Here is a 24,757-nt window from a genome sequence, read left to right as displayed (position 1 = left end):
ACCTAAGAGGCTTCCGTACAGAGAAGCACCGACCGTGGAAAAGGACCGCCAAACCCTCTTACATGCAAGAGAAACTCATGTCCACTTTCAGCGCAAAGCCCGCTGAGGTCGTGCACGAGTGGTTTGTGATTGACGCGACCGACAAGGTCCTCGGACGAGTAGCCAGCGAAGTTGCTCTCCGTCTGCGCGGCAAACACAAGGCCATTTACACGCCTCACGTCGATACCGGCGATTTCATCGTCATCATCAACGCCTCCAAGCTCAAGGTCACCGGCACCAAGTCCCTGGACAAGGTGTACTACCGCCACTCCGGCTATCCCGGTGGCATCACGGCGACGAACTTCCGCGACCTGCAGGCCAAGCACCCCGGCCGCGCACTCGAGAAGGCCGTCAAGGGCATGCTGCCCAAGGGCCCCCTGGGCTACGCCATGATCAAGAAGCTCAAGGTCTACGGCGGCGCGGAACATCCGCACACCGCTCAGCAGCCCAAGGCGCTGGAAATCTAAGGAGCCGACATGATTGGTGAATGGAACAATGGCACCGGCCGTCGCAAGTCCAGCGTCGCCCGCGTGTTTCTGAAGAAGGGTTCCGGCAAGATCACTGTGAATGGCAAAGACATTCAGCAGTATTTCGGCCGCGAAACCTCCATCATGATCGCCAAGCAGCCGCTCGTGCTGACCAACCATGTCGAGACCTTCGACATCCAGGTCAACGTGCACGGCGGCGGTGAGTCCGGCCAGGCCGGCGCCACCCGCCACGGCATCACCCGCGCCCTGATCGACTACGACGCAGCGCTGAAGCCCGCACTGAGCCAGGCCGGCTTCGTGACGCGCGACGCCCGTGAAGTCGAGCGTAAGAAGGTCGGTCTGCACTCCGCACGCCGCGCCAAGCAGTTCTCGAAGCGTTAATCCGCTTTTCGCTGCACCCGGCCGGACGTTCTCCCAGAAGGAGTGCTTCCGCCACGAAAAACCGCCATCATTGGCGGTTTTTTACTTTGGGCGAACGCTTTTTGAAGGAGGGTTGACGCATGCGACTCAAGCTGCTGCGGCGCAGGCTGACCGTGAGCGCTCCGCGCGTGGCGATCCGCAACGCCATGCCCTGGCCCCTGCGCTGGATCCTGCTGGCCGTGTTCTTCGGCCTGTGCGGGGCCATCGCCCTGTGGGCCTTCGAGTTCGGCAAGAGCATCGCCGGGCTGGATTCGCGCTCGCGGGACGAACTGGTGCGGCTGCGCGAGGAGGTGTCGCGGCTGCGCGAGGAGACCCGTGCGCGCGACGAGGCCACCAGCGCCGAGGGCTCCCTGCTCACCGCCGAGCGCGCGGCGCTGGAGCGCGTGATGGCGCGCATGCGGCAGCTGGAAGCCGACAACCGCACGCTGCGTGACGACCTCGGGTTCTTCGAGAAGCTCATCCCCGCAGGCAGGGCCGATGGCGTGAGCATCCGGGGCCTGCAGGCCGAGGCCATGGGCGCGGGCCAGCTGCGCTGGCAGGTGCTGGTGATCCAGCCCGTGCGCAATGCGCCCGCCTTCAAGGGACGCCTGGAACTGCTGGTGGAGGGGGTGCGGGATGGCAAGCCCTGGACGCAGCCGCTGCCCGGTGGCTCCCAGGCGCTGCAGTTCGAGCATTACCGCCGCGTGGAGGGGGTGTCCGAAATTCCATCCGGTGCCGTGGTAAAAACCGTGACCGCGCGGGTCCTGGAGGGCAGTGCGGTCCGGGCCGCCCACCAGTTCTCGATGCAGTGACCGCCGGCGCGCGGCCGTCCCGCCAAGGAGGTTTCACCATGTTTTCCCGCAAGAAGCAGCCCCCCATCAAGAGCCTCATCGCCCATGGCACCCGCATCAACGGCGAGGTCGTGTTCGCCGAAGGCCTGCGCATCGACGGCGAGGTGGCGGGCGACGTGCGCGCGCAGGATGGCGAGCACGCCACCATCCTGGTGGTGTCGGAATCGGCCCGCGTGGAAGGGGCCGTCCATGCCGCCCACGTGATCATCAACGGCACGGTGGTCGGGCCGGTGCATGCGGCCGAGCTGCTCGAGCTGCAGCCCAAGGCGCGCATCACCGGCAACGTGCACTACAAGGCGCTGGAAATGCACCAGGGCGCCACCATCTCCGGGCAGATGAGCCCGACCACGGTGCTCATCGAGGAAAAGCCCACACTCAAATTGGCGTCAAAAGCGGGCTGAGCGTCGCGAAAACGCCATTGCAGTACCATCGGAGACCATTCCTCCCCTCAGCCGGAGACACCCCATGAGCGCAGTAGCCGAGAACATCCAGACCGAAATGCCCGCCCCCATCGTCTTCACCGACAGCGCAGCCGCCAAGGTGGCCGACCTGATCGCCGAAGAGGGCAACCCCGACCTGAAGCTGCGTGTCTTCGTGCAGGGTGGCGGCTGCTCGGGCTTCCAGTACGGCTTCACGTTCGACGAGATCACGAACGAGGACGACACCACCATGACGAAGAATGGGGTCTCGCTGCTGATCGATGCCATGAGCTACCAGTACCTCGTGGGCGCCGAGATCGACTACAAGGAAGACCTGCAGGGCGCCCAGTTCGTCATCAAGAACCCGAACGCCACCACCACCTGCGGATGCGGATCGAGCTTCTCGGTCTGATTCCATCCCGGTGACAGCAAGCCGCCCCAGGGCGGCTTTTTTGTTCCTGCCTGTTCTCTCCCGCCAGACGCCTGCCCCCCATGTCCCCCAGCGCCGCATCCGAACCGTCCCTGCCGCCAGGCCCTTCACCAGACCGCCGCATCCTGCTGTGGATCGTGGCGGTGGGTTTCTTCATGCAGACGCTGGACGCGACCATCGTCAACACGGCCCTGCCGGCGATGGCGGCGAGCCTCGGCGAGAGCCCGTTGCGGATGCAGTCGGTGATCGTCGCGTATTCGCTGACCATGGCCATGCTGATCCCGGCCTCGGGCTGGCTCGCGGACCGGTTCGGCACCCGCACGGTGTTCCTGTTCGCCATTGCCGTCTTCTCGCTCGGCTCGCTGGCCTGCGCGGCATCGCGCCACCTGGGGGAACTGGTGGCGTCGCGCGTGCTGCAGGGGCTCGGCGGCGCACTGTTGCTGCCCGTGGGGCGCCTGGCGGTGCTGCGCACGTTTCCCCGCGGGGAGTTCCTGGAGGCGATGAGCTTCGTCGCCATTCCCGGGCTCATCGGGCCACTGCTGGGGCCCACGCTGGGCGGCTGGCTGGTGCAGAGCGCGTCGTGGCACTGGGTGTTCCTCATCAACCTGCCGGTGGGCCTGATCGGCCTGCTGGCTGCAGCCCGGTTCATGCCCGTGCTGCGGGCGGAGCGGCCCGATCCCTTCGACATGGCGGGCTATGTGCTGCTGGCCTTCGGCATGGTGTCCATCTCGCTGTCCATCGAGGCAGCGGGCGTGGTGGGGCGTGGTGGGGCGGCGGCGCTGGGCGTGGGCGGCCTGGTGGCGCTGGTCGTGTACTGGCTGCATGCCGCGCGGCACGAGCGGCCGCTTTATTCGCCGCACCTGTTCCGTGTGCGGACGCTGTCGGTCGGGCTGCTGGGCAACCTGTTCTGCCGGCTCGGCAGCGGGGCCATGCCGTTCCTGATTCCGGTGTCGCTGCAGCTGCTGCTGGGCTACTCGCCCATGCACGCCGGCATGATGATGCTGCCCGCAGCCCTCGCGGGCATGGCCATCAAGCGGGTGGCGACGCCCTTGATCCGCCGGTGCGGCTACCGGAACATCCTGGTCGCCAACACCGCGCTGCTGGGGGTGCTGATGGCCAGCTTCGCCCTGCGCGAGCCCGGCTGGCCGCTGGCGTGGCAGGTGCTGCAGCTGGCGGCCTTCGGTGCCGTGAACTCGCTGCAGTTCTCGGCGATGAACACCATCACCCTCAAGGACCTGGACGGCGCCAGTGCCAGCAGCGGCAACGGCCTGCTGTCGATGGTGCAGATGCTGGCGATGAGCCTGGGCGTGGCGGTGGCGGGTGCCGTTCTTTCGGAATGGAGCCAGGCGTACGGCGGCGCCGAGGTGCCCGGCGCGGTGCTGCACGCCTTCCAGTCCACTTTCCTGACGGTGGGCTTCATCACCGTCGTTTCGGCGGCCGTGTTCTGGCAACTGCCACGGGAGGCGCGCACACCGCCCCGCGAGGGACCCGAGGTGTCGGGCCAGGGTTGAAGGCAGGAGCCTGAGCGGGAGGCTCAGGCGGGGTAGAGGGCGCCGAGCACGCGCGGGCCGGTGGCCCCCGTCACCTGGGGCAGGTTGCCGGGCAGGCGGTGCAGGGCGCGGTGGGCCAGCCAGGCGAAGGCGGCGGCTTCGACCTGCTGTGGCGGCAGGCCGAAGGCGTCCGTCGTCTGCACCTCGACCCCGGGCAGCAGTGCGGCCAGCCGGCGCATCAACAAGCCGTTGCGGGCGCCGCCGCCGCACACGGCGAGCAGCCGTCCGCCCCGGCCATGGCTTTCCATGGCCATCGCGCAGGCGCGGGCCGTCAGTTCGGTGAGCGTGGCCTGCACATCCGGGGGCGCCAGGGGGGGCAGATCCTGGAGGTGGGACTGCAGCCAGGCCGCGTTGAACAGGTCGCGGCCCGTGCTCTTGGGCGGCGGCTGGTGCAGGTAGGGTTCCGACAGCAGGCGTTCCAGCAATGCAGGCTGTACGCTGCCCTGTGCGGCCCAGGCGCCGCCGGCATCGTAGGGCTGGCCGGTGTGGAGGCCGCACCAGTGGTCCATCAGCGCGTTGCCCGGTCCGCAGTCGAAACCCAGGACCCCGCCCTGCGCGCCGAGGACGCTGAGGTTGGCGATGCCGCCGATGTTCAGCACGCACACGGTGGTGCCCGGCCGGCCGAACACGGCCTGATGGAAGGCCGGCACCAGCGGCGCGCCCTGGCCGCCCGCGGCCACGTCGCGGCTGCGGAAATCGGCCACCACGGCGATGCCGGTGCGCTCGGCGAGCAGGGCCGGGCTGTTGAGCTGCAGGGTGTAGCCGGTGCCGTCGAAGAGACCAGGGCGGTGCCGCACGGTCTGGCCATGCGCGCCGATGGCCTGCACATCGGCCGGACCGAGTCGTGCGGCCTGCAGCAGTCCCTGGACCACCTCGGCATAGATGCCCGCCAGCGCATTGGCCGCCAGGGCGGCGCGGTGCAACTCGTCCGCGCCGCTGGCGTTGAGCGCCAGCAGCTCGGCCTTGAGCGCATCGGGCAGCGGCGCCGACGCAAACCCCGCGACCCGCAGCGGCATTCCCTCCTCGAATTCGACCAGCGCCCCATCCACCCCGTCGAGCGAAGTGCCCGACATGAGTCCGATATAGCGTTCAGTCGTCGTGGGAGATGTCATGGGGCTGGCCGGGATAGACGGGAAACTTGACGCGGCTTTCACGCCGGCGCGGCCTGAGACCAGCAGACGCCACGGAACCGGCTTTGCCGGGCCGTCGGCGTCGTCCCCCTTCCCGGCGAAGCCGAGAGAAGGGGGAAGCGGCGCAGCCGCTCGGGGGGATGCACCCTGCTATTGCGCGCTGGCCTGCTGCACCTGCGCAGCCGAGGCCAGTTGCACGCGCATGTTCGAGGCCAGGCGGTCGAACGCGGCGCGCGAGGCGGCCGAGACGGGCTGGGCCGCCGCGCTCTGCTGCGCGAGCACCATCGGATCCTGGTGCTGGCCGTTCACGCGCGACTCGAAGTGGAGGTGGGGCCCGGTCGCCCAGCCCGTCGCGCCGACGGCACCGATGGTCTGGCCCTGCTCCACGGCCTGGCCCTTGCGCACGTCGATGCGGCTCAGGTGTGCATACACCGTCACGTGCTGGTTGTTGTGCTTGATGTAGATGACGTTCCCGTAGCCGTTCTGCACGCCGGCGAAGTCCACCGTGCCGTCGCCGACGGTGCGCACGGCCGTGCCGGTGGGCGCGGCGAAATCCGTGCCCAGGTGGGCGCGCCACTTCTGCAGGATGGGATGGAAGCGCATCTTGAAGCCGCTGGTCACGCGCGAGAACTCCACCGGCGAGGCGAGGTAGGCGCGGCGCATGCTCTCGCCTTCCAGCGTGTAGTACGAGCCCTTGGCCGCACCCGGCTCCTGGAACCAGACGGCATCGTAGGTCTTGCCGTTGTTGTGGAACTCGGCGCTGAGCACGCGCCCGCTGCGCAGCGGTTCGCCGTCGGCCTCGAGCGTCTCGTAGACCACCGAGAAGCGGTCTTCCTTGCGCAGCGCCCGGTGGAAGTCGATGTTGCTGGAGAAGACTTCCGCCAGCTGGATGGCCACGCCGTCCGGGATGTTGGAGGCATCGGTGGCCGCGAAGAGCGAACTGCGGATGATGCCGCCGGCCAGGCGGTTGCCCACGGTGAGGGGCGCCGTCTCGATGCGCGAGGCGAACGTGTTGCCCTGGCGCTCGACCACGAGGCGGCGGAAGTTGCCGCTGTCGTCCTGTACCCAGCGCGCCGTGAGCTTGACGAGCCGGTGGTCCTCGGTGGTTTCGGCGGAGACCGAACGGCCGCCGCGGCCCAGCAGGGTCTGGCGCACCTGGCCGTCGCTGCGCAGGAACGCGGCGGCCTCGGGGTCGGCCACGCCCAGGCGCTGCAGGATGGCCTCGGCCGTGTCGCTGCTGCGGGTCTGGTCGGTGCGGTAGAGGGAGTAGCTGGGAATGTCCACCAGCGCGGACAGTGGCCGGTCGCCCGCGAGGGACTCGACCGGATACTCGACGGTGGTGCGGGGCAGGTCGCCCGGATCGGGAGCGAACGACGCCACGGCGAAGGCGCCACCTCCGCCGGTGAGCAGGACGGCCGCGACCGCGGCGGTGATGCGTTTGGGATGGGTCTGGGCAAAGCGCGAGAGCCGATCCAGCAATGCAAGGCCGGCGGATGTCAAGCCGTTGTTCAAGAGTCTGTACCCCAGGGTGAAGCGCATGCGGGCCCATGAAGGCGGCATGCGAGGAATGTCCGTGGTTGCAGCGGCAGTCACCGGGCCGGAAGGCGTAACCGGCGGGCGCACTAGAATTCGCCGCTGCAAAGGTGGCAGGAAGTATAGCCACCGACCTACCCGCCGAACCCGATAAAACCCTTATGAATCAATCCGCTGTTACAACATTCCCGGTCACCGATGGTGTAGGACGGGCGCTGGAGGTGTCGTTGCGCGGGACCGACGAACTGCTGCCCCGGGAGGAGTGGACGCGCAAGCTCGCGCGCTCCGAGGCGACGGGTGTCCCGCTGCGCATCAAGCTGGGCCTGGACCCCACGGCGCCGGACATCCACATCGGCCACACGGTGGTGCTCAACAAGATGCGCCAGCTGCAGGACCTGGGGCACCAGGTGATCTTCCTGATCGGCGACTTCACCACGCTGATCGGCGACCCCTCCGGCCGCAACACCACGCGCCCGCCGCTCACCCCCGAGCAGATCAAGATCAACGCCGAGACCTACTACACCCAGGCCGCCAAGGTGCTGGACCCGGCGCGCACCGAGATCCGCTACAACAGCGAATGGAGCGAGCCCCTGGGCGCCGCGGGCATGATCCAGCTGGCCGCCAAGTACACGGTGGCACGGATGATGGAGCGCAACGACTTCCACCAGCGCTTCACCGACGGCAGCTCGATCAGCCTGCACGAATTCCTCTACCCGCTGCTGCAAGGCTATGACTCCGTCGCGCTCAAGAGCGACCTGGAGCTGGGCGGCACCGACCAGAAGTTCAACCTGCTGATGGGGCGCCACCTGCAGCAGGAGTACGGGCAGGAGCCGCAGTGCATCCTGACGATGCCGCTGCTGGTGGGGCTGGACGGCGTGGACAAGATGTCCAAGTCCAAGAACAACTACATCGGCATCACCGAAGACGCCAACACCATGTTCGCCAAGGTGCTGTCCATCTCGGACGACCTGATGTGGGACTGGTACACGCTGCTGTCGTTCAAGTCGCTGGCGGAGATCGCCGCGCTGCGCCAGGAGGTCGAGGGCGGGCGCAATCCCAAGGACGCCAAGGTGATGCTGGCCAGGGAAATCACCACGCGCTTCCACAGCGCCGCCGCGGCCGATGCGGCCGAGGCCGATTTCGCCAACCGCAGCAAGGGCGGCGTGCCGGACGAGATCCCCGAGGTGTCGCTGGGTGGCGCGCCCCTGGGCATCGGGGCGCTGCTCAAGCAGGCCAACCTCGCCCCCTCGACCAGCGAGGCCAACCGCCTGATCGACGGCGGCGGCGTGCGGGTGGATGGCGCCGTGGTCAGCGACAGGGGCCTGAAGCTGGACGCAGGTACCTACGTCCTGCAGGTGGGGAAGCGCAAGTTCGCCCGGGTTGCGCTGGGCGCCTGAGCACGGAAGGGGCGGGGGCCGTTCAGTCCACGGCGATCGCGCTGGCGGCAGCGATGCGCCGTTGCTGCCACACGCGCAGCAGTTCGGCCGAATCCATCACCAGGCCCAGGTGCAGCGACACCATGGCCAGCGCGGCGCCCTCCAGGTGGTCGTCGGTGCCGCGCACCAGGTCGCGCAGCACGACCACGCGGTAGTTGTGGTTGTTGGCATCGAAGGCGGTATTCAGCACGCAGCAGTCCGTGAACCCCCCATCGAGCACCACCGTCGTGATGCGCTGGTTGCGCAGCAGGAAGTCCAGGTCCGTGGGGTAGAAGGCCGAGAGGCGGCGCTTGTTCTCCACGCGCAGGTCGCCGGGCTCCACGCGGGTGACCCATTCGGTCCAGCGGCTGCCTTCGAGTGCATGCGCGCCGGCATTGGGAATGTCGCCCACGTGGAGCGGAAAGGTGCGGCGCCAGGCGGCGGGAATGCCGTGCAGGTCGTCCTCGCCGCCGGGCCGCAGCACCGACTTGACGTGCACGATGCGCACGCCGGATGCGCGGGCCTGGTCGTGGAAGGCATCGATGGGTGCCACCACGTCGCGGGCCCTCGGGGCGGGGCAGGGGCAGTCCGGGCCGTCTTCCAGGTGCCCCCGGTGCATGTCGATGGAAACCACCGCGGTGGTCGCCGGATCCAGGTAGTCGGCGAAATGCCCGCCGTCCAGCTCGCGCTCTTTGCCGTAGATCCAGGCTTTCATCGTCGTTCCTCTCTCACGTAAGGCTCTCCGAGGGCTCCGGGCTCGCCGTCGATGCGGCTGCGGCCGAGCGCCACCCAGACCATCACGGCCAGCGTGACGGCGTAGGGGGTCATCAGCACGAAGTACTGCGGCAGGCGCACGCCCGCGGCCGCCAGCTGCGGTATCAAGGCCTCGATGCAGCCGAACAGCAGTGCGCCGCCCAGCGCTTTCCAGGGCGACCAGCGCGCGAAGATCACCAGGCCCACCGCGATCCAGCCGCGCCCGCCGGTCATGCCGGCGATCCAGAGCTTGGTCGAGAGCAGGGACAGGTAGGCGCCTGCCAGGCCCACCAGGGCCGCGCCCGCCACCACCGCCGCGAAGCGGTAGGCCGCGACCGGAATGCCGGCCGCATCGGCGGCCTGGGGGTTCTCGCCCACGGCGCGCAGGCGCAGGCCCGAGGTGGTGTGCTGCAGGTAGTACACCGCGGCCCAGAAGACCAGCGGCGTGAGGTAGGCCACCGCGTTCTGCGACAGCAGCCGGCCCAGCACGGGCAACTGCGCGAGCGGGCCCAGGGGAACGGGGCCTGCGGAGGTCACCGGCTGGTTGGTCCAGCCCATCAGCGTGCCCACGAGGCTGGTGAGGCCCTGGCAGAAGAACACCAGCGCCAGGCCGGCGATGACCTGGTTGATGCGCAGCCACACCACCATCACCGCGAACAGCACCGACACCAGGGCCGCCGCCATCATGGCCAGCACCAGCGAAACGCCCGTGGCCCCGAACGCGAGCTGCGCTCCGATCGCGGAGAGCGCGCCGACCAGCATCAGGCCCTCCGCTCCCAGCGAGAGCACGCCCGCGCGTTCCGCGATGATCAGGCCCAGTGCGGCCAGGGCATAGGGCACCGCGAAATCGGGGATGCTGCCGATCCAGTGCGTGAACAGGTCCATGGCGGATTCCCGGCGGTCAGGACGATGCCACGCGGCGCAGCCGGTGGCGGATGAAGAAATCGGACGACGCCACGCTGACCACGATGATGGCCTGGATCAGCTGCACCATCGAGAACGGGATCTGGTAGAAGACCTGCAGGTTGCGCCCCGCCACGAAGAGCGTGGCCACGAGCACGGCGACGACGGCGGCGGCCACGGGATGGTTGCGTGCCAGGAACGCGATCAGGATGCCCGAGAAGCCGTAGCCCTGGTAGAAGGACTGGGTGAGCCGTCCCTCCTGCCCGGCCGCCACCAGGAAGCCGCCCAGCCCGGCCAGCGCGCCCGATCCGAGCACCGTGCCGAGGATGACGGTGCGCACCGGAACCCCCACGGCCTGCGCCATGCGGGGATTCGCATCGACGAAGCGCAGGTACAGGCCCGCGCGGCTGGCCTGCACGAACCACCATGCCAGCGCCATCGCCAGCAGCGACAGCAGGACGGCCACGCCCGAGGGCCCGAGGAATTCGGGCAGGCGTTCGAAGCTGCGGAACTGCGGCGAGTAGGGAAAGGAGTCCTTAGGATCCTTCCATGCGCCGTACACCAGGTGCAGCAGGAAATTGCCGGCGATGTAGTTGAGCATGAGCGTGGAGATGATCTCGTTGACCCTGAGGCGCAGCTTGAGCAGCGCGGGCCCTGCGGCCCAGAGCAGGCCGCCGGCGAGTGCGGCCAGGGCCATGAGCGGCAGGCGCAGCGCGGGCGGGCCGATGTCGTACAGCGAGAGGGAGGTCGCGGCGATCGCGCCCCAGACCATCTGCCCCTCGAGCCCCAGGTTCCAGAACCGCGCCCGGAAGGCGATCGATGCGGCCAGGCCGATCATGATCATCGGGGCCGCCTGGAACAGCACGGCCTGCAGGCTCTGCAGGTCGAACAGCGTGCTCACGATGAACTCGTTGAACAGCTCGCGCGCGGGAACGCCGGCGGCCACCAGGATCAGCCCGGACAGGGCCAGTCCGGCGAACACGGCCATCGCCAGGACCAGGGCCTGCCTCGGCAGCGGCATCTGCTGGCGGATCTCGAGCGTGTAGCGGCGGCTCGCCAGCGGTTGCGGGCGCCCGGCGGCAGGAGGGGAGAGTGCGACTTCAGTCATGGTGCACCATGGCCCGGCCGATGGCCTGGCGGTCCGCGGCGGGATCGAATTCGGCCACGATGCGTCCGCCGGCCATCACGCCGATGCGGTCGGACAGGGACATCACCTCGTCCAGGTCTTCGCTGATGAGCAGCACCGCGGCGCCGGCATCGCGCGCCGCCCGCAGCCGCTCGTGCACCTGGGCGGCCGCACGCACGTCCAGGCCCCGGCTGGGGCTGTGCGCCAGGATGAAGCGGGGCTGCTTGCTGAACTCGCGCGCGATCACCAGCTTCTGCGCATTGCCTCCCGAGAGCAGTGCGGCCTTCTGCGAGAGGGAGCGCACCCCCTGCACGTCGAAGGCGGCGACCGCTTCGCGGGCCTCCTGGTCGATCGTGCCGCGGCGCACCCACCAGGGCGTGCCGTACCGTCCGTTGTGGACCTGGCCGATGGCGAAGTTCTCCGCGATCGAGAGGCCGCCTGCCAGCGCGTGGCTGTAGCGGTCGGCCGGGATGCAGGCCAGCCCCGCGGCCCGGCGTGCCGTGGCTGTCTTCTTGCGCAGGTCGCCGAACCCGGCGAGGGCGATGTCGCCCGAGGTCTCGATGGGCAGGCCCATGATGGCGCCGGCCAGTTCGCCCTGGCCATTGCCCCCCACGCCGGCAATGCCGTAGATCTCGCCCGCATGCACATCCAGCGTCACGCCGGCGAGTGCCTGCCGGCCGCCCCGCACAGGCGTGGAGAGGGCGCGCAGCGACAGGCACGCCGCACCCGGGGCGCTGCGCGTGCGGGCCTCGCGCGGGGGCGCTGCGCCCACCGTCATGCGCACGAGTTCCTCGGCCGAGGTGGTGCGCGGATCCACGGTGGCCACCGTCCGCCCGCCGCGCATGACGGTCACGCGGTCGGCGTAGGCCTTCACGTCGGCCATGCGGTGCGTGACCAGCACCACCGCGCAGCCCTGCGATGCCAGCTCGCGCATGGTGCCCAGCAGGCGCGCGGCCTCCTGGTCGGTGAGCACGGCGGTGGGCTCGTCCAGGATCAGGATGCGCGCGCCCGCCAGCAGCACTTTGAGGATCTCCACGCGCTGCTGTTCGGCGATGGACAGGCTGTCCACGCGCTGGCGGGGATCGATGTCGAAGCCCAGTGCCCCGGCCTGGATGCGGATGCGTTCTTCCAGCGCGGCCAGCTGCTGCCGGTGGCCGAGTTCCTCGGCAGGCAGTCCGAGGAGAATGTTCTGCGCCGCGGTGAAGGGGCGCACGAGCTTGAAGTGCTGGTGCACCATGCCGATGCGGTGCCGCGCCGCGTCCCGCGGGCCGGCCAGCCGCACGGCGTTGTCGTCCACCAGCATATCGCCCTGCTCGGGGGCATAGAGCCCGGCGGCGATGTTCATCAGCGAGGACTTGCCCGCGCCGTTTTCGCCCAGCAGGGCATGCACTTCTCCCCAGCGTGCATGGAAGTGCGCGTCGTCCAGTGCGACGAAGCCGTCGAAACTCTTGCGGATGCTCCGCAGCTCGAGTGCGCTGGCCATGGTCACTTCTGCGTGACCACGCCCTTGACGAACCAGTCCATCTTCCAGAGATCGGCATCCGGCAGCACTGCGCCCGCGGCGACGCGCTCCTTGCCGTCGCGGTCCTTCAGGGGGCCCGCGAAGATCTGCTTGCCCTTGAGCAGGGCGTCGCGCTCGGCCAGGATCACCTTGACCTTGTCGGGCGGCACCGCCGGGCCGAATCCGGCGATGTCGGTGCCGCCGCCGCTCATCGGGATGAAGGCGCCATAGGGCGCGGGCTTCCAGCCGCCGGCGATGATCTTCCGGATCTCGGGGATCAGGAACTTGTCCCACACCCACACGGAGGAGCACAGCGTGGCCTTGGGCGCGAACTGCCGCAGGTCGCGGTGGTGGCCCGTTCCGTGGACGCCGCGCTCCTGGGCGACGATCTGGGGCGTGGGGCTGTCCACGTGCTGTCCGATCACGTCGGCCCCCTGGTCGATGAGCGCCGAGGCCGCGGCGCGCTCCTTCACGGGATCGTTCCAGCTCCCGGTGTAGATCACGTTGACCGTGGCGTTCGGGTTCATCTTCTGCGCGCCCAGCGCGTAGGCGTTGATGGTCCAGTTCACCACGCCGAAGGGGTTGGCCGCCACGAAGCCGAGCTTGCCCGTCTTGCTGGCCGCGCCGGCGGCCATGCCGCACAGGTACTGGCTTTCATAGGTGCGGCCGTAGAAGGACTCGAGGTTGGGCCCGTTGGTGGTGCCCGAGGCATTGAGGAAGGCCACGTCCGGGTGCCTGGCGGCCAGGTCCTTGAACGAGTCGGAGTGGCCGAATGCGGTGCCGATCACGATGTTGGCGCCGCGCGATATGAAGCGCTCGGCGGCCGGCTTGATCACCGAGGCGTCCTCGGAGATGTTCTCGACGAACTGCACTTTCAGCCCGAGCGCGGCTTCGATCTTCACGCGGGCTTCGTCGAGGGCCTGCGTCCAGCCGCCGTCGTTCCTGGGGCCGTAATACAGCATCGCGATCACCGGCTTGCCCTTGAGGGTGAAGCCTCCATCCGGCTGCTGTGCCTGGGCTGCGGTGGCGGCAGCAATCGCGGTGCAGGCGATCGCGGCCAGGGCGGAGAAGCGCGTCAGGGAGCGTGGCATTCGGGACCTTTCTTGCGAAGGCGGTGGGGCGTGGGGGGCGGGCCTGGAAGCTGTGGCGGCGCGGGCCGTCACAGCATGAAATTGATGCGGAACACATTGCCCTCGGGATCGAGCAGGACGGCCTGGTACCAGTGGTAGTAGGTCTCGTAGGGCGGCTTGACCAGCGTCGCGCCTGCCGCGACGGCGACGGGCACCGTGCGGTCCACGGCGTCGCGGCTATCGACATCGATGTTGAGCAGGAACTTCACGCCCCGCGTGTCCGAATGGTCGGACAGCCCCAGCAGACCGTAGGCATCCAGCGCATTGAAGCCCAGGCTGCTGCGCCCGGTATCCAGCCCGCGGAAGATGGGCGAGCGGATCGCTTCGATTTCTGGAAAGCCGAACACGTGCTGGTAGAAGCCGCTGAGGGCGACCACGTCCCGCGCGAAGACGTTGACATAGGAAAGGTGCGCCATGCCGGGTGCCCGCGCCATCAGGCCGCGGCCTTGGTGCCGCCGAACGTGGTCTGCTTGACGAACTTGGACGTGAGGTGGTCGCCGGACGTGACGGGGGCGTGGCGTGGCTTCTCGCCCGGGCCGAGGCAGCTGGGCAGGCACTCGATCATGGCGTCGTAGTTCGGCTGGTGGAAGAACACGAGCGATTGGCGCCGCGTATTGCGCAGCGCGTCGTCGAACGGCGGATTGGCGACCCGGTGCAGGGTGGAAATCCACGTGTCGTTGGTCCACTGCATCATCAGGTCGGCGATGTTGATCACGAAGCTGCCTTCCACCATCGGCACATCGACCCACTGGCCTGCCTTGTTGAACACCTGCAGTCCCGGGCCGTCGGGGCGCACGATGGTCAGGCTGCCGTAGTCGCTGTGGGCGCCGGCACGCATCTGTCCGGGCAGGGGCGCTTCCTTCTGGGGCGGATAGCTCAGCACCCGGAACATGCTGATGTGCCGGTCGATCTTGTCGTCGAAGAAGTCCTCGGGCAGGCGCAGCGCCGTGGCGAAGATGCACATCAGCGTGCGCGCCAGGCCGCTCATGGCATCGAAGTACGCGGTGTAGGCCTCGCGGAAGCCCGGCACGTCGGGCCACGGGTTGGGTTCGAAGTGCGCGCCCGCGGCCGGTCCCCGGTGGTAGTCGTCCTGGGGAACGTCCGTGGGGCCGATCGAGAACGATTCTTTGAGGTCGCCGGGAGCGGCTTCCTCGAGGCTGTAGGACAGCCCTTCCTCGCCCACGGCGCTGTAGCCCCGCACGGCATCCTCGCGAGGGCGGTCCACGCGGCGCTTGGTCTCCAGGGGCAGTGCGAAGAATTCGCGCGATGCGTGCGATACCCGTTCGATGAGTTCCGCCGGGATCTGGTGGTTCGTGACGACCAGGAAGCCGATGTCGCGGCAGGCGCCGTCCACCTGGGCAGCGAGGCGCAGCCTGTCCTCTCGCGAGCCGTCGAACCAGGGTTGCAGGTCGATCACGGGAACGTCCAGGGCAGGCATGGCTATCTCCGGCAGGAGGGTGGCAATGGCCGAGTTCAAAGCAATCGCCATGCCACTGGCCTCTGCAGAGAGCAGGCCTGCCCCGGCGCTTCGCGGCGAGCGCGGAGGGCGCGCTGTTCGGGTGCGCGGCGCCACCAGCTTGGCGCACGGGCCATGCCGGATGCACTGCCATGGCACATCTGCGTGCCGCGCCGCGCGCTGGCGGTGCGGCGGCCGCAAGCAGGCCGTGTCAGCCCAGGTCGTCGTTCAGGTCCGGATCGGGGACTTCGCCCACGGCTTCGCGGGTGAGCTGCGCCTCGCGCAGCAGCCAGGAGCAGAACGCCTTGATCTCGGGACGCTGCCCGCTGCGCGGCCCTACCAGCATCCAGTACACCAGCGGCGAATCGAGCCGGTAGCCGGGCAGCACCTCGACGAGGTCGCCGGACGCGAGGCTGTCCGCGATGAGCGGCATCCGCGCGAGCGCAAGGCCCTGGCCGGTGAGTGCGGCCTGCACGATCTGGTGGGCGTAGTTGAAGTAGAGCCAGCGCTTGGGCTGCAGCTTGGACTGGCCGTTCTGCTCGAACCAGCGCCGCCACGTCAGCCATTCCAGGTAGGCCGTGCGGTGGGCGTCGCCGGCCTCGATCAGCGTGAACTGGGCGACGTCCGCGGGCTTGCGGATGGGCGGGCCGCTCTTGAGCAGCCACGGGCTGGCCACCACGGCAAGCTGCTCCCCGAACAGCCGTTGCGCGCCCTGCAGTTGCGAGCCCGGCACGGCGTAGCGCAGTGCGAGATCGACATCCGCGGTTTCCAGGTCCACGGACACGTCGCTCGCATCGATGCGGATGTCGATGTCAGGGTTGTCGCGCTGGAATTCCTCCATGCGCGGAATCAGCCACATGGATGCGAAGCTGGCCCAGGTCGTGATCGCGACGCTCTTGCGCCCGGCCGTCTGCCGCACGAGCCGCACGCTGGCATCGAGCCGCTCCAGCGCAGGCGCCACGGCGCGCTGCAGCTGCGCCCCCGCGCTGGTGAGCTCCACCGCGCGCGTGTGCCGCAGGAAGAGCGGCACGCCTACTTCGTCTTCCAGCGCCTGGATCTGGCGGCTCACCGCCGATTGCGTGAGGGACAGCTCTTCGGCGGCGGCGCGGAAATTCAGGTGGCGGGCCACGGCGAGGAAGGCGCGCCAGTGGCCGACTGCCACGGGCCGCGTGCGCAGATGTGCGACAGGGGCGGGAAGGGTCATGGTGTTTGCAATGCGGGGGCGTCGGCCTGGATTGATGATCCAGTGGCATGAAATTATGGCCGCGTTTTCATTGGACCGGAATGGCCGCTGCAAAAGAAACTCCTTGCCAGGCAACAGCTTGAATGCAATGGGGAACCGGCCATGGATGTATCCAACTTTCCAGATTCGCAACAATGGTGCGCTCCCGCGGGTGCGTGGAGGCTGGCCTGCGGCCAGGCCATGGGGCTGCGGCCACGGCGTCCCGGGACGCTGGAAATCGTCCAGGGCGGTGTCTGGCTGACGGTATCGGGCCGCGCGGCCAGCGAAGAGGATGTTTTCCTGCGCAGGGGCGACACGCTCCGGATCGCGGCGGGGCAGCACGCCGTGCTGGAACCCTGGCCGGCTCCGGGCAGGACGGGCGGCGTGTCGTTTCTGTGGACGGAGGAAGGCTCGCAGGGCGTACCGGTGGCATCGGCCTGGAGTGCCGTGGCCTGCGCCCTGGGTGACATGTTCCGTGCCCAGGCGGCCCTGGGGCGCGCGCTGCTGGCACTGGGCCGGGCCGTGGGGCATGCGGCCATCGGCCGTCGGCCGGAGGGCCGGGGCAGTGCGCAGATGCCCTCCGCCATGGCGCTGCGGGGCCGCCATTGATGCGTTGGGCGCATTGAAACGGCCGTGTTTGCGCATTGATGCGAAAAGCTCATGGTTCCCCTCGGCGCATTTCATTGGACGATCCCAGGGGTCCAGAGGAAAAATCAGGAAAAAACCAGGGTTTACCAGGAGAAAGCAATGTCTGCTTCACATGTTCTGAATTTTCAACAATCCACCTCCCGTGACCGTTCCTCCGGCCTCGATGTCTATCGACTGGCCCCGGGCCAGGCCCACAGCCTGCGCCCGCGCGTGCCGATGGCGCTGCGCATCGCATCGGGCCGGGCGTGGGTGACCATCGACGACGGCGCGCCGGGCGAGTCCGACCCGGCCGCGGGCGATATCGTCCTGCACGCCGGCCAGACGCTCTGGATCGCCGCCGGCCAGCATGCCGTCATCGAACCGCTGGGCAAGGACGTGGTGCAGTACCGCTTCGACATCTCGCGCGTGGTGAAGAGCGAAGCGGCCGGCCAGGGCGTGGTGTCCGCCCGCACCCCGGCCTGCGCCTGAGCACGGCCTGCGGAGGCAGGCCCGGCGACCATGCCGGGCCCGGGCGCCAGTCGGCGCTCACAGTTCCAGATCGATGGCCAGCGCCTCGAAGGCCGCCATGGCCTCGTTGCCCGCCAGCGACTCCATGCGGGGCAGCGCATCCTCGTCTTCCAGCGTACTGAAGGCGAGGCTGAACCGCTGGAACCGGCGCTGCATCAGGGGGGCCTGGTGCAGCACTTCCATCGCGGTATGGCGCACATCGGCGCGGATGCGCTCCAGCAGGGAGGCCAGGGTGGCCGGGGGACCTTCCAGTTGCTGGCAGAAACGCTGGCCGTCGAACACCAGCAGGCCCGTGATGCCGTCCCGGACATTGGACAACCGGGCCTTGGCGGCGATGGTGGCCACGATGCCAACGGGCTGGCCGGGGGCCAGCGTGCTGACATAGAGCACTTCCAGGAGCGGTGCAGTCAGCGGAGGAGGGAAAAGCGTCATGGACTTTCCACTCTAGAGAACACGGCGGCAGGCCGCAATGTCAAAAGACATAGCCTGCAGGCACGCCGATTGCCTAGAATCGCCGCCGCGTTCGTGTTCCGCACCCTTTTCCATTTCCTCCGCAGGCGCTGGCAGTATGAGTACCGATGTCGTTTCCGCTGGGCCTTTACCGGAGGTCCCGCGCCATTGCGGCGCCTGCCGGCTGCGCCAGCGTACCCAGGCTTTCACCCCGGCGACGGGCGAAGAATTGTCCTTCATCGAGTCCTACCGCTGCGGCGTGGAGATGGTGAAGGCGGGCGGCACGCTGATTCGCGAACGCCAGTCCGGCGGGCGGCTCTATACGCTCTACAGCGGATGGGCCTTCCGCTACAAGACCCTGTCGGACGGACGCCGGCAGATCCTGAATTTCCTGCTTCCGGGCGACCTGGTCGGGCTGCAGCAGGAGTTTTCCGACGCCGCGCTGCATGGCGTGGAAGCCGTGACGGACTGCGCCTTCTGCGCGTTCGATGCCGATGGCCTGTGGACGATGTTCCGCGAACACGCACGACTGGCCTACGGGGTCACGTGGCTGGCGGCACGCGGCGAGGGCATGGTGGACGACAACCTGCTCACGGCCGGCCGGCGCTCCGCGATCGAGCGGGTGGCGGTGCTGCTGGTGCACCTGTACCGCCGCCTGGACCGCCTGGGCCTGGCGGAGGGCGGGGCCGTGGATTTCCCGATCAACCAGCAGCACATCGCGGATGCGCTGGGGTTGTCGCTGGTGCACACCAACAAGACGCTGCGGCGCCTGTCCGAAATGGGCATGCACGAAATCTCGGGGGGCCGCCTGCGGCTGCTCAATCCGCGGGCGCTGGCGCGCATCGCGGAATACTACGACGCCATTCCCCGGCCCGTGCCCCTGCTGTGACCGCCCCCGGGGGGGGCTGGCGGGCCGCCGCGGGGCGGGGGGGGCAGCGGGGCGGATAATCGGCCATCCCCATCCCATCCCCATCCATATTCCATGAGCGCACTGGACGTCATCATCATGGCCGCGGGCAAAGGCACGCGCATGAAAAGCCGCATTCCCAAGGTCCTGCAGCGCCTCGCGGGGCGACCCCTGCTGGGGCACGTGCTCGACCAGGCGCGCGGCCTGCAGGCGCGGCGCGCCGTCGTCGTGACGGGCCATGGCGCGGCCGAGGTGGAACCTTTCATCGACCGCGCGGCGGACGGGCTGGATGTGCGCTGCGTGCGGCAGGAGCCGCAGCTGGGCACCGGCCACGCCGTGCAGCAGGCGGTGCCTGCGCTGCAGGGCGACGGGACGGTGGTCGTGCTGTCCGGCGACGTGCCGCTCACCCGCGCGGACACCCTGCGCGCGCTGGTGGCGGCGGGCGGGGGCGGGCAACTGGCCCTGCTCACCGTGACCCTGCCGGATCCGTCGGGCTACGGGCGCATCGTGCGTGGCGATGACGGCGCGGTGCGCGGCATCGTCGAGCACAAGGACGCCACCGAAGCGCAGCGCGCCATCGACGAGGTGTACAGCGGCATCATGGCCGTGCCCGCAGGGCTGCTGGCCGGCTGGCTGGCGCGGCTGACCAACGACAACGCCCAGGGCGAGTACTACCTGACCGACATCGTGGCCATGGCCGTGGCCGACGGCGTGCCCGTGGTGGCGCACCGCATCGCCGACGCGCTGCAGGTGGCCGGCGTGAACAGCCCGCTGCAGCTGGCCGAGCTGGAGCGCGCCCACCAGCTTGCACAGGCGCGCGCGCTGATGGAGCAGGGCGTGCGCCTGGCCGATCCCGCACGCTTCGACCTGCGCGATGACCCGCGCACCGGCGCGCGTGGCGAACTGGTCTGCGGGCAGGATGTTGAAATCGACGTGAACTGCATCTTTTCCGGCCGCGTGGAACTGGGCGAGGGTGTGCGCATCGGCGCGCACTGCTGCATCGCCAATGCGCGCATCGCCGCGGGCGCGGTGGTCCACCCCTATACCCACATCGACGGCGAGCAGCCCGCGGGCGTGCAGGTGGGCGAGGGCGCGCTGGTCGGGCCGTTCGCGCGGCTGCGGCCCGGCGCGCAACTGGGGCGCGAAGTGCACATCGGCAACTTCGTGGAAGTGAAGAATTCGAGCCTGGCCGACGGTGCCAAGGCCAACCACCTCGCCTACCTGGGCGACGCCACGGTGGGCGAGCGCGTGAACTATGGCGCCGGCAGCATCACCGCCAACTACGACGGCGCGAACAAGCACCGCACGGTGATCGAGGCCGATGCGCACATCGGCAGCAACTGCGTGCTGGTGGCGCCCGTGACCATCGGCGCGGGCGGTACCGTGGGCGGCGGCTCGACCATCACCAGGAACACGCCGCCGGGCGTGCTCAGCGTCTCGCGCGGACGGCAGGTGAGCATCGAGCACTGGAAGCGGCCCGTGAAGGGCCCGCGGGCTCCGGGTTGACGGGCGCCGCCGCGATGGGCGAAGCCGGTTCCACCGACCCCGGTGCGGAGCGCGACCGGCTGCAGGCCGAACTGCAGGCGCTGCGGCAGGAGCAGGAGGCCTTCCTGCGTGCGGTGTCGCACGACCTGCGCGCGCCGCTGCGCCACATACTGGCCTACGGGCGGCTGGTGCGCGAACTGGTGGAAGAAAGCAACGCCGATCCGGAGGCGCTGCAGTTCCTGGACACCATGGCCCATTCCGGCCTGCAACTGGGCGAGATGATCGACGGCCTGATCCAGCTGGGGCGTGCGGGGCTCGCACCCGTGCAGCCGCAGGCCGTCGCGGTGGGCGAGGCCCTGCGTGCCGCGGCCGAGGCTGCGCTGGCAGCGGCTGCGGGGCCCGGTGCTTCTTCCGCATGGCCGGCCACCGTGCAGTGGCAGTGGCCGGACTGCGGCGGCATGGCGGTGCGGGCCGATGCGGCGCTGCTGCACGAGGTACTGCTGGCGGTGCTGGACAACGCGCTCAAGTTCTCGCGGCCCGTGGCGCAGCCCTGCATCGCGCTGCAGGCGCAGCCGCTGCCGGACGGCCGGGTGGAAATCGGCGTGCGCGACAACGGTGTTGGATTCGTGCCGGGGCGCGCGCAGCAGCTGTTCGGCGTGTTCCAGCGGCTGCATCCGGTGAGCCAGTTTCCGGGCCTGGGCCTCGGGCTGGCGCGGGCGAAGCGCTTCGTGGAGCGCATGGATGGCGAGATCGGCATCGATGCCGTGCCTGCGCCGCCGGGCGGGTCCGCCGAGGGGCAGGGGTGCCGCGTGCGCATCGTGCTGCCTGCGGCCGGTGCCTGAAGCGCCGCGGTTCAGCCCTTGCGCCCGAGCGCCACGATCGCGGCCAGGACCACGGCGCCGCCGGCCAGTTGCAGGGGCTGCAGCGTCTGGTCCAGGATCCACCACCCGAGCAGCAGCGTGGCCACGGGCTCGGCGTTCATCACGGGGGCGTTGCGCGCCATGTCCAGGCGGGGCAGGCTGACGAACATGGCCGTGAAGGCCGTGCCGTAGAGCACCACCAGCGCCGCGAGGCCCCACCAGCCCGGCGCGGCGTCGGGCCAGCGCATGCCGCCCGGCACCAGGCCGCTGGCACCGGCCGCCACCATCAGCGCGAACACGCTGCCCACGGTCATCAGGCTGCGCCACATGCCGGGCATTGCCTTGAGACGGTGGTCGGTGATCCACAGTGCGAGCGCGAACACGCAGGCGGCCGTGAAGGCGAAGGCGATGCCGGTCATCCATGCGCCGCCATCGTCCCGGCCCAGCTCCGCCATGCGCGCGGGCACGTCCAGCGCCAGCAGCAGCCCGCCCAGGGCCACGGCCATGACCACCGCCGCGCGGCGCGTGGGGCGCGGGCCGCCCAATCCCCAGGTGAGCAGCGCGAGCAGCACCGGGCAAACGTTCGACACCAGCAGGGCCAGCGCCACGGGGATGCGCGCGACGGCGGAGTACAGGCACAGGCTCTGCGTGGCTACCAGCGCGCCCAGCAGCAACTGCCAGCGCAGCATGCCGGGCGGCATGGAGAGCGCGGGGCGCTGCCATGCCACGAGCGCGGCCAGCACCAGCGCGGTGGCGCCGCTGCGGCACAGCACTGCCAGCAGCAGGCCGGTGCCATGGTCGAAGGCCAGGCGCGCCGCCACGTGGTTGGCGGCGAAAGTGCAACTGATCAATGCGATCAGGCCGATGGCGAGGCGGCGGGGCAGCGGGGCGGGAGAGGTCATTGCGGACTTCTGCATGGCCTCAACCCGGCCTGCGCTGCGTGGACGCAGGCGGGCCTTCGGCGGCGCCCTTGCGGCAGGGCAGGCGCGGCTCGAACTTGCTGCGCTTGATGCTGAAGAAGGCCTTCACGTTGCGCACGTTGCCGTCGCTGGTGAAGAGCCGCTGCGCGAGCGCCAGGTAGCCCGGCATGTCGGGCGCATGCACCACCAGGATGAAATCCGGCCCGGGCGAGACCCGGTAGCACTGCTGCACGGCCGCGTCTTCGGTGGCGCGGGCCTCGAAGGCTTCCATGCGCTCCGCATCCTGCCGGTCCAGCACCACCTCCACGATGGCCGTGAGGCCGTGCCCGAGGTGGCGGGCCAGCACGTCCGGCTGCACGAGCGCCACCTCGCGCTCGATCAGTCCGGCTTCGTGCAGCCGCTTCACACGGCGCAGGCAGGTGGGGGGAGACACATGCACCAGTGCCGCCAAGGCCTGGTTGCTCAGCGAGGCATCGCGCTGCAGGGCTTCGAGCAGCTGCAGGTCCGTGTCATCAGGGAATTTTTCTTCCATGATTGTTGATTTTATGAAAGAAAATTCAGAATTGCATTTTGTTGGAAATTTTCATTCATAAGGCGTGTAAAGAATGATCAGAAATTTCTTTTCACTCTGCCTAATATCGCGGCAGCTCCGGCCTGCAAGCCGGTTCGCCTCCCCCTCGTTTCGCCTATCGTTCCTCAGGAGTTCAGGCCATGTGCGGTATCGTCGGCGCGGTTTCCACGCGCAACATCGTTCCCATCCTCGTCCAGGGCCTGCAGCGCCTGGAGTACCGGGGCTATGACTCGTGCGGCGTCGCCATCCACGACGCGAGCCTGGACGCCACCCGCACGGGCGGCCTGCGGCGCGCGCGCAGCACGGCGCGCGTGGCGGAGCTGCTGGAGCAGGTGCGCACCGAGCACGTGGAAGGCGCCACCGGCATCGCCCACACGCGCTGGGCCACGCACGGCGCGCCGGCCGTGCACAACGCGCATCCCCATTTCAGCCACGGCTCCGGCCCGGACGAGCCGCTGCGCCTGGGCCGCGTGGCGCTGGTGCACAACGGCATCATCGAGAACCACGAGGCCCTGCGTGCATCGCTGCAGGCCCGCGGCTACGTGTTCACCAGCCAGACGGACACCGAGGTGATCGCCCACCTCGTGGACAGCCACTACAGCGGTGACCTGTTCCAGGCCGTGCGCGCCGCGGTGGCCGAACTGCATGGCGCCTATGCCATCGCCGTGATCCACAAGGACGAGCCCCACCGCGTCGTGGGTGCGCGCGCCGGCTCCCCGCTGATCCTGGGCGTGGGGGAGGGCGAGCACTTCCTGGCGAGCGACGCCATGGCCCTGGCCGGTGTCACCGACCAGATCGTGTACCTGGAAGAAGGCGACCTGGTGGACCTGCAACTGGGCCGCTACTGGATCGCCGGCAAGGACGGCCAGCCCCTGGACACCGCGAGCCGCCCCGTGCGCACCGTGCTCGCCCACAGCGGCGCCGCCGAACTGGGCCCGTACCGCCACTACATGCAGAAGGAAATCTTCGAGCAGCCGCGCGCCATCGGCGACACGCTGGAAGGCGTGCGCGGCGTGGCGCCCGAGCTGTTCGACGGCGCCGACGGCACCGCCGCCTGGCGCGTGTTCAAGGAAGTGGATTCCGTCCTGATCCTGGCCTGCGGCACCAGCTACTACAGCGGCTGCACCGCCAAGTACTGGCTCGAATCCATCGCCGGCATTCCCACGCAGGTGGAGGTGGCGAGCGAGTACCGCTACCGCACCAGCGTGCCCAACCCGCGCGCCCTGGTGGTGACCATCAGCCAGTCCGGCGAGACCGCCGACACCCTGGCCGCGCTGCGCCATGCCCAGGGCCTGGGCATGCAGCACACGCTGACCATCTGCAACGTGTCCACCAGCGCCATGGTGCGCGAATGCAAGCTGGCCTACATCACCCGCGCGGGCGTGGAGATCGGCGTGGCCTCCACCAAGGCCTTCACCACCCAGCTCGCGGGCCTGTTCCTGCTCACGCTGGCACTGGCGCAGGCGCGAGGCCGCCTGAACGAAGAGCAGGAGGCCCGCCACCTGCAGGCCATGCGCCACCTGCCCGTGGCGCTGCAGGGCGTGCTCGCGCTCGAACCCCAGATCATCAGCTGGGCCGAGGACTTCGCGAAGATGGAGAACGCCCTGTTCCTGGGCCGCGGCGTGCACTACCCCATCGCCCTGGAAGGCGCGCTCAAGCTCAAGGAAATCAGCTACATCCACGCCGAGGCCTACCCGGCCGGCGAGCTCAAGCACGGCCCCCTGGCCCTGGTAACGAGCAGCATGCCCGTGGTCACCGTCGCGCCCAACGACGAACTGCTGGAAAAGCTCAAGAGCAACCTGCAGGAAGTGCGTGCCCGCGGCGGCGTGCTCTACGTGCTGGCCGACGCGAAGACCAACATCGAGACCTCCGAAGGCATGCACGTGATCCGCATGCCCGAGAACTACGGCGCGCTCAGCCCGATCCTGCACGTGGTGCCGCTGCAGCTGCTGGCCTACCACACGGCCTGCGCGCGCGGGACGGACGTGGACAAGCCGCGGAACCTGGCGAAGAGCGTGACGGTGGAGTGAGCAGGCACCTGCTACCGGCTGGAAAAACCGGCAG

General features: G+C 69.2%; 26 protein-coding genes. 13 read left to right on the top strand and 13 right to left on the bottom strand.

The window, feature by feature from the left end:
* Positions 1-77 precede the first annotated feature (77 nt).
* From rplM to mdtD, 6 genes are all read left to right on the top strand, one after another.
* On the top strand, positions 78-506 hold the full coding sequence (rplM, locus tag ACAV_RS19685) for a 50S ribosomal protein L13 (RefSeq protein WP_011797080.1): 429 nt from the start codon (positions 78-80) through the stop codon (positions 504-506).
* A gap of 9 nt (positions 507-515) precedes the next feature.
* The gene (gene rpsI, locus ACAV_RS19680) at positions 516-908 is read left to right on the top strand and encodes a 30S ribosomal protein S9 (protein WP_013596333.1); all 393 of its coding nucleotides are present in this window, start codon (positions 516-518) and stop codon (positions 906-908) included.
* 119 nt (positions 909-1,027) lie between these two features.
* Positions 1,028-1,738 carry a DUF6776 family protein gene (locus ACAV_RS19675; RefSeq protein ID WP_013596332.1) on the top strand — a complete coding sequence of 237 codons (711 nt, stop codon included), beginning with the start codon at positions 1,028-1,030 and terminating at the stop codon, positions 1,736-1,738.
* 38 nt (positions 1,739-1,776) lie between these two features.
* Positions 1,777-2,178, top strand: a complete 402-nt coding sequence (locus tag ACAV_RS19670) for a bactofilin family protein (protein WP_013596331.1) — start codon at positions 1,777-1,779, stop codon at positions 2,176-2,178.
* Between the two features lie 64 nt (positions 2,179-2,242).
* Positions 2,243-2,608, top strand: a complete 366-nt coding sequence (gene erpA / locus ACAV_RS19665; RefSeq protein WP_011797076.1) for an iron-sulfur cluster insertion protein ErpA — start codon at positions 2,243-2,245, stop codon at positions 2,606-2,608.
* A gap of 80 nt (positions 2,609-2,688) precedes the next feature.
* Positions 2,689-4,137 (top strand): multidrug transporter subunit MdtD, encoded by a 1,449-nt coding sequence (gene mdtD, locus ACAV_RS19660; RefSeq protein ID WP_013596330.1) that lies wholly within the window; start codon positions 2,689-2,691, stop codon positions 4,135-4,137.
* A gap of 23 nt (positions 4,138-4,160) precedes the next feature.
* Here mdtD and ACAV_RS19655 read toward each other — a convergent pair whose 3' ends face one another.
* Together ACAV_RS19655 and ACAV_RS19650 are read right to left on the bottom strand one after the other, a co-directional pair.
* Positions 4,161-5,288 carry an anhydro-N-acetylmuramic acid kinase gene (locus tag ACAV_RS19655; protein ID WP_013596329.1) on the bottom strand — a complete coding sequence of 376 codons (1,128 nt, stop codon included), beginning with the start codon at positions 5,286-5,288 and terminating at the stop codon, positions 4,161-4,163.
* A gap of 168 nt (positions 5,289-5,456) precedes the next feature.
* Positions 5,457-6,818: a M23 family metallopeptidase gene (locus ACAV_RS19650; RefSeq protein WP_041829380.1), complete on the bottom strand. Its 1,362-nt coding sequence runs from the start codon at positions 6,816-6,818 to the stop codon at positions 5,457-5,459.
* 182 nt (positions 6,819-7,000) lie between these two features.
* Between ACAV_RS19650 and tyrS the strand changes: the two genes are divergently transcribed.
* Positions 7,001-8,236 (top strand): tyrosine--tRNA ligase, encoded by a 1,236-nt coding sequence (gene tyrS / locus ACAV_RS19645; protein WP_013596327.1) that lies wholly within the window; start codon positions 7,001-7,003, stop codon positions 8,234-8,236.
* Between the two features lie 22 nt (positions 8,237-8,258).
* Here tyrS and ACAV_RS19640 read toward each other — a convergent pair whose 3' ends face one another.
* The 8 genes from ACAV_RS19640 to ACAV_RS19605 all read right to left on the bottom strand — a co-directional run bounded on the left by ACAV_RS19640 (position 8,259) and on the right by ACAV_RS19605 (position 16,327).
* The gene (locus tag ACAV_RS19640) at positions 8,259-8,969 is read right to left on the bottom strand and encodes a cysteine hydrolase family protein (RefSeq protein WP_013596326.1); all 711 of its coding nucleotides are present in this window, start codon (positions 8,967-8,969) and stop codon (positions 8,259-8,261) included.
* Complete coding sequence (locus tag ACAV_RS19635) at positions 8,966-9,892, bottom strand: ABC transporter permease (protein WP_013596325.1); 927 nt, start codon at positions 9,890-9,892, stop codon at positions 8,966-8,968. Before ACAV_RS19635 ends, ACAV_RS19640 begins: the two co-directional genes overlap by 4 nt.
* Positions 9,893-9,908: 16 nt before the next feature.
* Entirely contained in the window at positions 9,909-11,018 is a 1,110-nt protein-coding gene (locus ACAV_RS19630; RefSeq protein ID WP_013596324.1) for an ABC transporter permease, read from the bottom strand.
* Positions 11,011-12,519: an ABC transporter ATP-binding protein gene (locus ACAV_RS19625; RefSeq protein WP_013596323.1), complete on the bottom strand. Its 1,509-nt coding sequence runs from the start codon at positions 12,517-12,519 to the stop codon at positions 11,011-11,013. Before ACAV_RS19625 ends, ACAV_RS19630 begins: the two co-directional genes overlap by 8 nt.
* A gap of 2 nt (positions 12,520-12,521) precedes the next feature.
* Positions 12,522-13,628: a BMP family ABC transporter substrate-binding protein gene (locus ACAV_RS19620; protein ID WP_013596322.1), complete on the bottom strand. Its 1,107-nt coding sequence runs from the start codon at positions 13,626-13,628 to the stop codon at positions 12,522-12,524.
* A gap of 68 nt (positions 13,629-13,696) precedes the next feature.
* Complete coding sequence (locus ACAV_RS19615; RefSeq protein ID WP_041829379.1) at positions 13,697-14,083, bottom strand: VOC family protein; 387 nt, start codon at positions 14,081-14,083, stop codon at positions 13,697-13,699.
* A 17-nt stretch (positions 14,084-14,100) separates the two neighbouring features.
* Complete coding sequence (locus ACAV_RS19610; RefSeq protein ID WP_041828827.1) at positions 14,101-15,105, bottom strand: isopenicillin N synthase family dioxygenase; 1,005 nt, start codon at positions 15,103-15,105, stop codon at positions 14,101-14,103.
* A gap of 229 nt (positions 15,106-15,334) precedes the next feature.
* Positions 15,335-16,327 (bottom strand): LysR substrate-binding domain-containing protein, encoded by a 993-nt coding sequence (locus ACAV_RS19605; protein WP_013596319.1) that lies wholly within the window; start codon positions 16,325-16,327, stop codon positions 15,335-15,337.
* A 141-nt stretch (positions 16,328-16,468) separates the two neighbouring features.
* Between ACAV_RS19605 and ACAV_RS19600 the strand changes: the two genes are divergently transcribed.
* On the top strand, positions 16,469-16,954 hold the full coding sequence (locus ACAV_RS19600) for a DUF2917 domain-containing protein (protein WP_013596318.1): 486 nt from the start codon (positions 16,469-16,471) through the stop codon (positions 16,952-16,954).
* A 138-nt stretch (positions 16,955-17,092) separates the two neighbouring features.
* Positions 17,093-17,461: a DUF2917 domain-containing protein gene (locus tag ACAV_RS19595; RefSeq protein ID WP_013596317.1), complete on the top strand. Its 369-nt coding sequence runs from the start codon at positions 17,093-17,095 to the stop codon at positions 17,459-17,461.
* A 57-nt stretch (positions 17,462-17,518) separates the two neighbouring features.
* Here the strand turns inward: ACAV_RS19595 and ACAV_RS19590 are convergent, their stop codons facing one another.
* Entirely contained in the window at positions 17,519-17,932 is a 414-nt protein-coding gene (locus ACAV_RS19590; RefSeq protein ID WP_013596316.1) for a BLUF domain-containing protein, read from the bottom strand.
* Positions 17,933-18,068: 136 nt separating this feature from the next.
* On the opposite strand from ACAV_RS19590, the gene ACAV_RS19585 reads away from it, so the two are divergent.
* The 3 genes from ACAV_RS19585 (at position 18,069) to ACAV_RS19575 (ending at position 21,184) form a co-directional block, all read left to right on the top strand.
* Positions 18,069-18,839 carry a Crp/Fnr family transcriptional regulator gene (locus tag ACAV_RS19585; RefSeq protein ID WP_013596315.1) on the top strand — a complete coding sequence of 257 codons (771 nt, stop codon included), beginning with the start codon at positions 18,069-18,071 and terminating at the stop codon, positions 18,837-18,839.
* A gap of 93 nt (positions 18,840-18,932) precedes the next feature.
* Positions 18,933-20,363: a bifunctional UDP-N-acetylglucosamine diphosphorylase/glucosamine-1-phosphate N-acetyltransferase GlmU gene (gene glmU / locus ACAV_RS19580; RefSeq protein WP_013596314.1), complete on the top strand. Its 1,431-nt coding sequence runs from the start codon at positions 18,933-18,935 to the stop codon at positions 20,361-20,363.
* Positions 20,360-21,184 carry a sensor histidine kinase gene (locus ACAV_RS19575; RefSeq protein ID WP_244875489.1) on the top strand — a complete coding sequence of 275 codons (825 nt, stop codon included), beginning with the start codon at positions 20,360-20,362 and terminating at the stop codon, positions 21,182-21,184. Before glmU ends, ACAV_RS19575 begins: the two co-directional genes overlap by 4 nt.
* A gap of 11 nt (positions 21,185-21,195) precedes the next feature.
* On the opposite strand, the gene ACAV_RS19570 is transcribed toward ACAV_RS19575, so the two are convergent.
* Positions 21,196-22,104, bottom strand: a complete 909-nt coding sequence (locus tag ACAV_RS19570) for an EamA family transporter (RefSeq protein ID WP_041828826.1) — start codon at positions 22,102-22,104, stop codon at positions 21,196-21,198.
* Positions 22,105-22,123: 19 nt separating this feature from the next.
* Complete coding sequence (locus ACAV_RS19565; protein WP_013596311.1) at positions 22,124-22,654, bottom strand: Lrp/AsnC family transcriptional regulator; 531 nt, start codon at positions 22,652-22,654, stop codon at positions 22,124-22,126.
* 179 nt (positions 22,655-22,833) lie between these two features.
* On the opposite strand from ACAV_RS19565, the gene glmS reads away from it, so the two are divergent.
* Positions 22,834-24,723 (top strand): glutamine--fructose-6-phosphate transaminase (isomerizing), encoded by a 1,890-nt coding sequence (gene glmS, locus ACAV_RS19560; RefSeq protein WP_013596310.1) that lies wholly within the window; start codon positions 22,834-22,836, stop codon positions 24,721-24,723.
* Positions 24,724-24,757 lie beyond the last annotated feature (34 nt).

Source organism: Paracidovorax avenae ATCC 19860, from assembly GCF_000176855.2.
Lineage (GTDB): Bacteria > Pseudomonadota > Gammaproteobacteria > Burkholderiales > Burkholderiaceae_C > Paracidovorax > Paracidovorax avenae.
This window is presented reverse-complemented; position numbering and strand designations above follow the sequence as displayed.

Bases quoted from the DNA above. Each gene is read 5' to 3' on its own strand.
- ACAV_RS19595 (WP_013596317.1), top strand. From the start codon at position 17,093: ATGTCTGCTTCACATGTTCTGAATTTTCAACAATCCACCTCCCGTGAC.
- ACAV_RS19615 (WP_041829379.1), bottom strand. From the start codon at position 14,083: ATGGCGCACCTTTCCTATGTCAACGTCTTCGCGCGGGACGTGGTCGCC.
- ACAV_RS19620 (WP_013596322.1), bottom strand. From the start codon at position 13,628: ATGCCACGCTCCCTGACGCGCTTCTCCGCCCTGGCCGCGATCGCCTGC.
- tyrS (WP_013596327.1), top strand. From the start codon at position 7,001: ATGAATCAATCCGCTGTTACAACATTCCCGGTCACCGATGGTGTAGGA.
- ACAV_RS19585 (WP_013596315.1), top strand. From the start codon at position 18,069: ATGAGTACCGATGTCGTTTCCGCTGGGCCTTTACCGGAGGTCCCGCGC.
- rplM (WP_011797080.1), top strand. From the start codon at position 78: ATGTCCACTTTCAGCGCAAAGCCCGCTGAGGTCGTGCACGAGTGGTTT.
- ACAV_RS19610 (WP_041828827.1), bottom strand. From the start codon at position 15,105: ATGCCTGCCCTGGACGTTCCCGTGATCGACCTGCAACCCTGGTTCGAC.
- glmS (WP_013596310.1), top strand. From the start codon at position 22,834: ATGTGCGGTATCGTCGGCGCGGTTTCCACGCGCAACATCGTTCCCATC.
- ACAV_RS19655 (WP_013596329.1), bottom strand. From the start codon at position 5,288: ATGACATCTCCCACGACGACTGAACGCTATATCGGACTCATGTCGGGC.
- ACAV_RS19640 (WP_013596326.1), bottom strand. From the start codon at position 8,969: ATGAAAGCCTGGATCTACGGCAAAGAGCGCGAGCTGGACGGCGGGCAT.
- mdtD (WP_013596330.1), top strand. From the start codon at position 2,689: ATGTCCCCCAGCGCCGCATCCGAACCGTCCCTGCCGCCAGGCCCTTCA.
- ACAV_RS19630 (WP_013596324.1), bottom strand. From the start codon at position 11,018: ATGACTGAAGTCGCACTCTCCCCTCCTGCCGCCGGGCGCCCGCAACCG.
- ACAV_RS19565 (WP_013596311.1), bottom strand. From the start codon at position 22,654: ATGGAAGAAAAATTCCCTGATGACACGGACCTGCAGCTGCTCGAAGCC.
- rpsI (WP_013596333.1), top strand. From the start codon at position 516: ATGATTGGTGAATGGAACAATGGCACCGGCCGTCGCAAGTCCAGCGTC.
- ACAV_RS19605 (WP_013596319.1), bottom strand. From the start codon at position 16,327: ATGACCCTTCCCGCCCCTGTCGCACATCTGCGCACGCGGCCCGTGGCA.
- ACAV_RS19600 (WP_013596318.1), top strand. From the start codon at position 16,469: ATGGATGTATCCAACTTTCCAGATTCGCAACAATGGTGCGCTCCCGCG.
- ACAV_RS19675 (WP_013596332.1), top strand. From the start codon at position 1,028: ATGCGACTCAAGCTGCTGCGGCGCAGGCTGACCGTGAGCGCTCCGCGC.
- ACAV_RS19635 (WP_013596325.1), bottom strand. From the start codon at position 9,892: ATGGACCTGTTCACGCACTGGATCGGCAGCATCCCCGATTTCGCGGTG.
- ACAV_RS19625 (WP_013596323.1), bottom strand. From the start codon at position 12,519: ATGGCCAGCGCACTCGAGCTGCGGAGCATCCGCAAGAGTTTCGACGGC.
- ACAV_RS19670 (WP_013596331.1), top strand. From the start codon at position 1,777: ATGTTTTCCCGCAAGAAGCAGCCCCCCATCAAGAGCCTCATCGCCCAT.
- ACAV_RS19570 (WP_041828826.1), bottom strand. From the start codon at position 22,104: ATGACCTCTCCCGCCCCGCTGCCCCGCCGCCTCGCCATCGGCCTGATC.
- erpA (WP_011797076.1), top strand. From the start codon at position 2,243: ATGAGCGCAGTAGCCGAGAACATCCAGACCGAAATGCCCGCCCCCATC.
- glmU (WP_013596314.1), top strand. From the start codon at position 18,933: ATGAGCGCACTGGACGTCATCATCATGGCCGCGGGCAAAGGCACGCGC.
- ACAV_RS19590 (WP_013596316.1), bottom strand. From the start codon at position 17,932: ATGACGCTTTTCCCTCCTCCGCTGACTGCACCGCTCCTGGAAGTGCTC.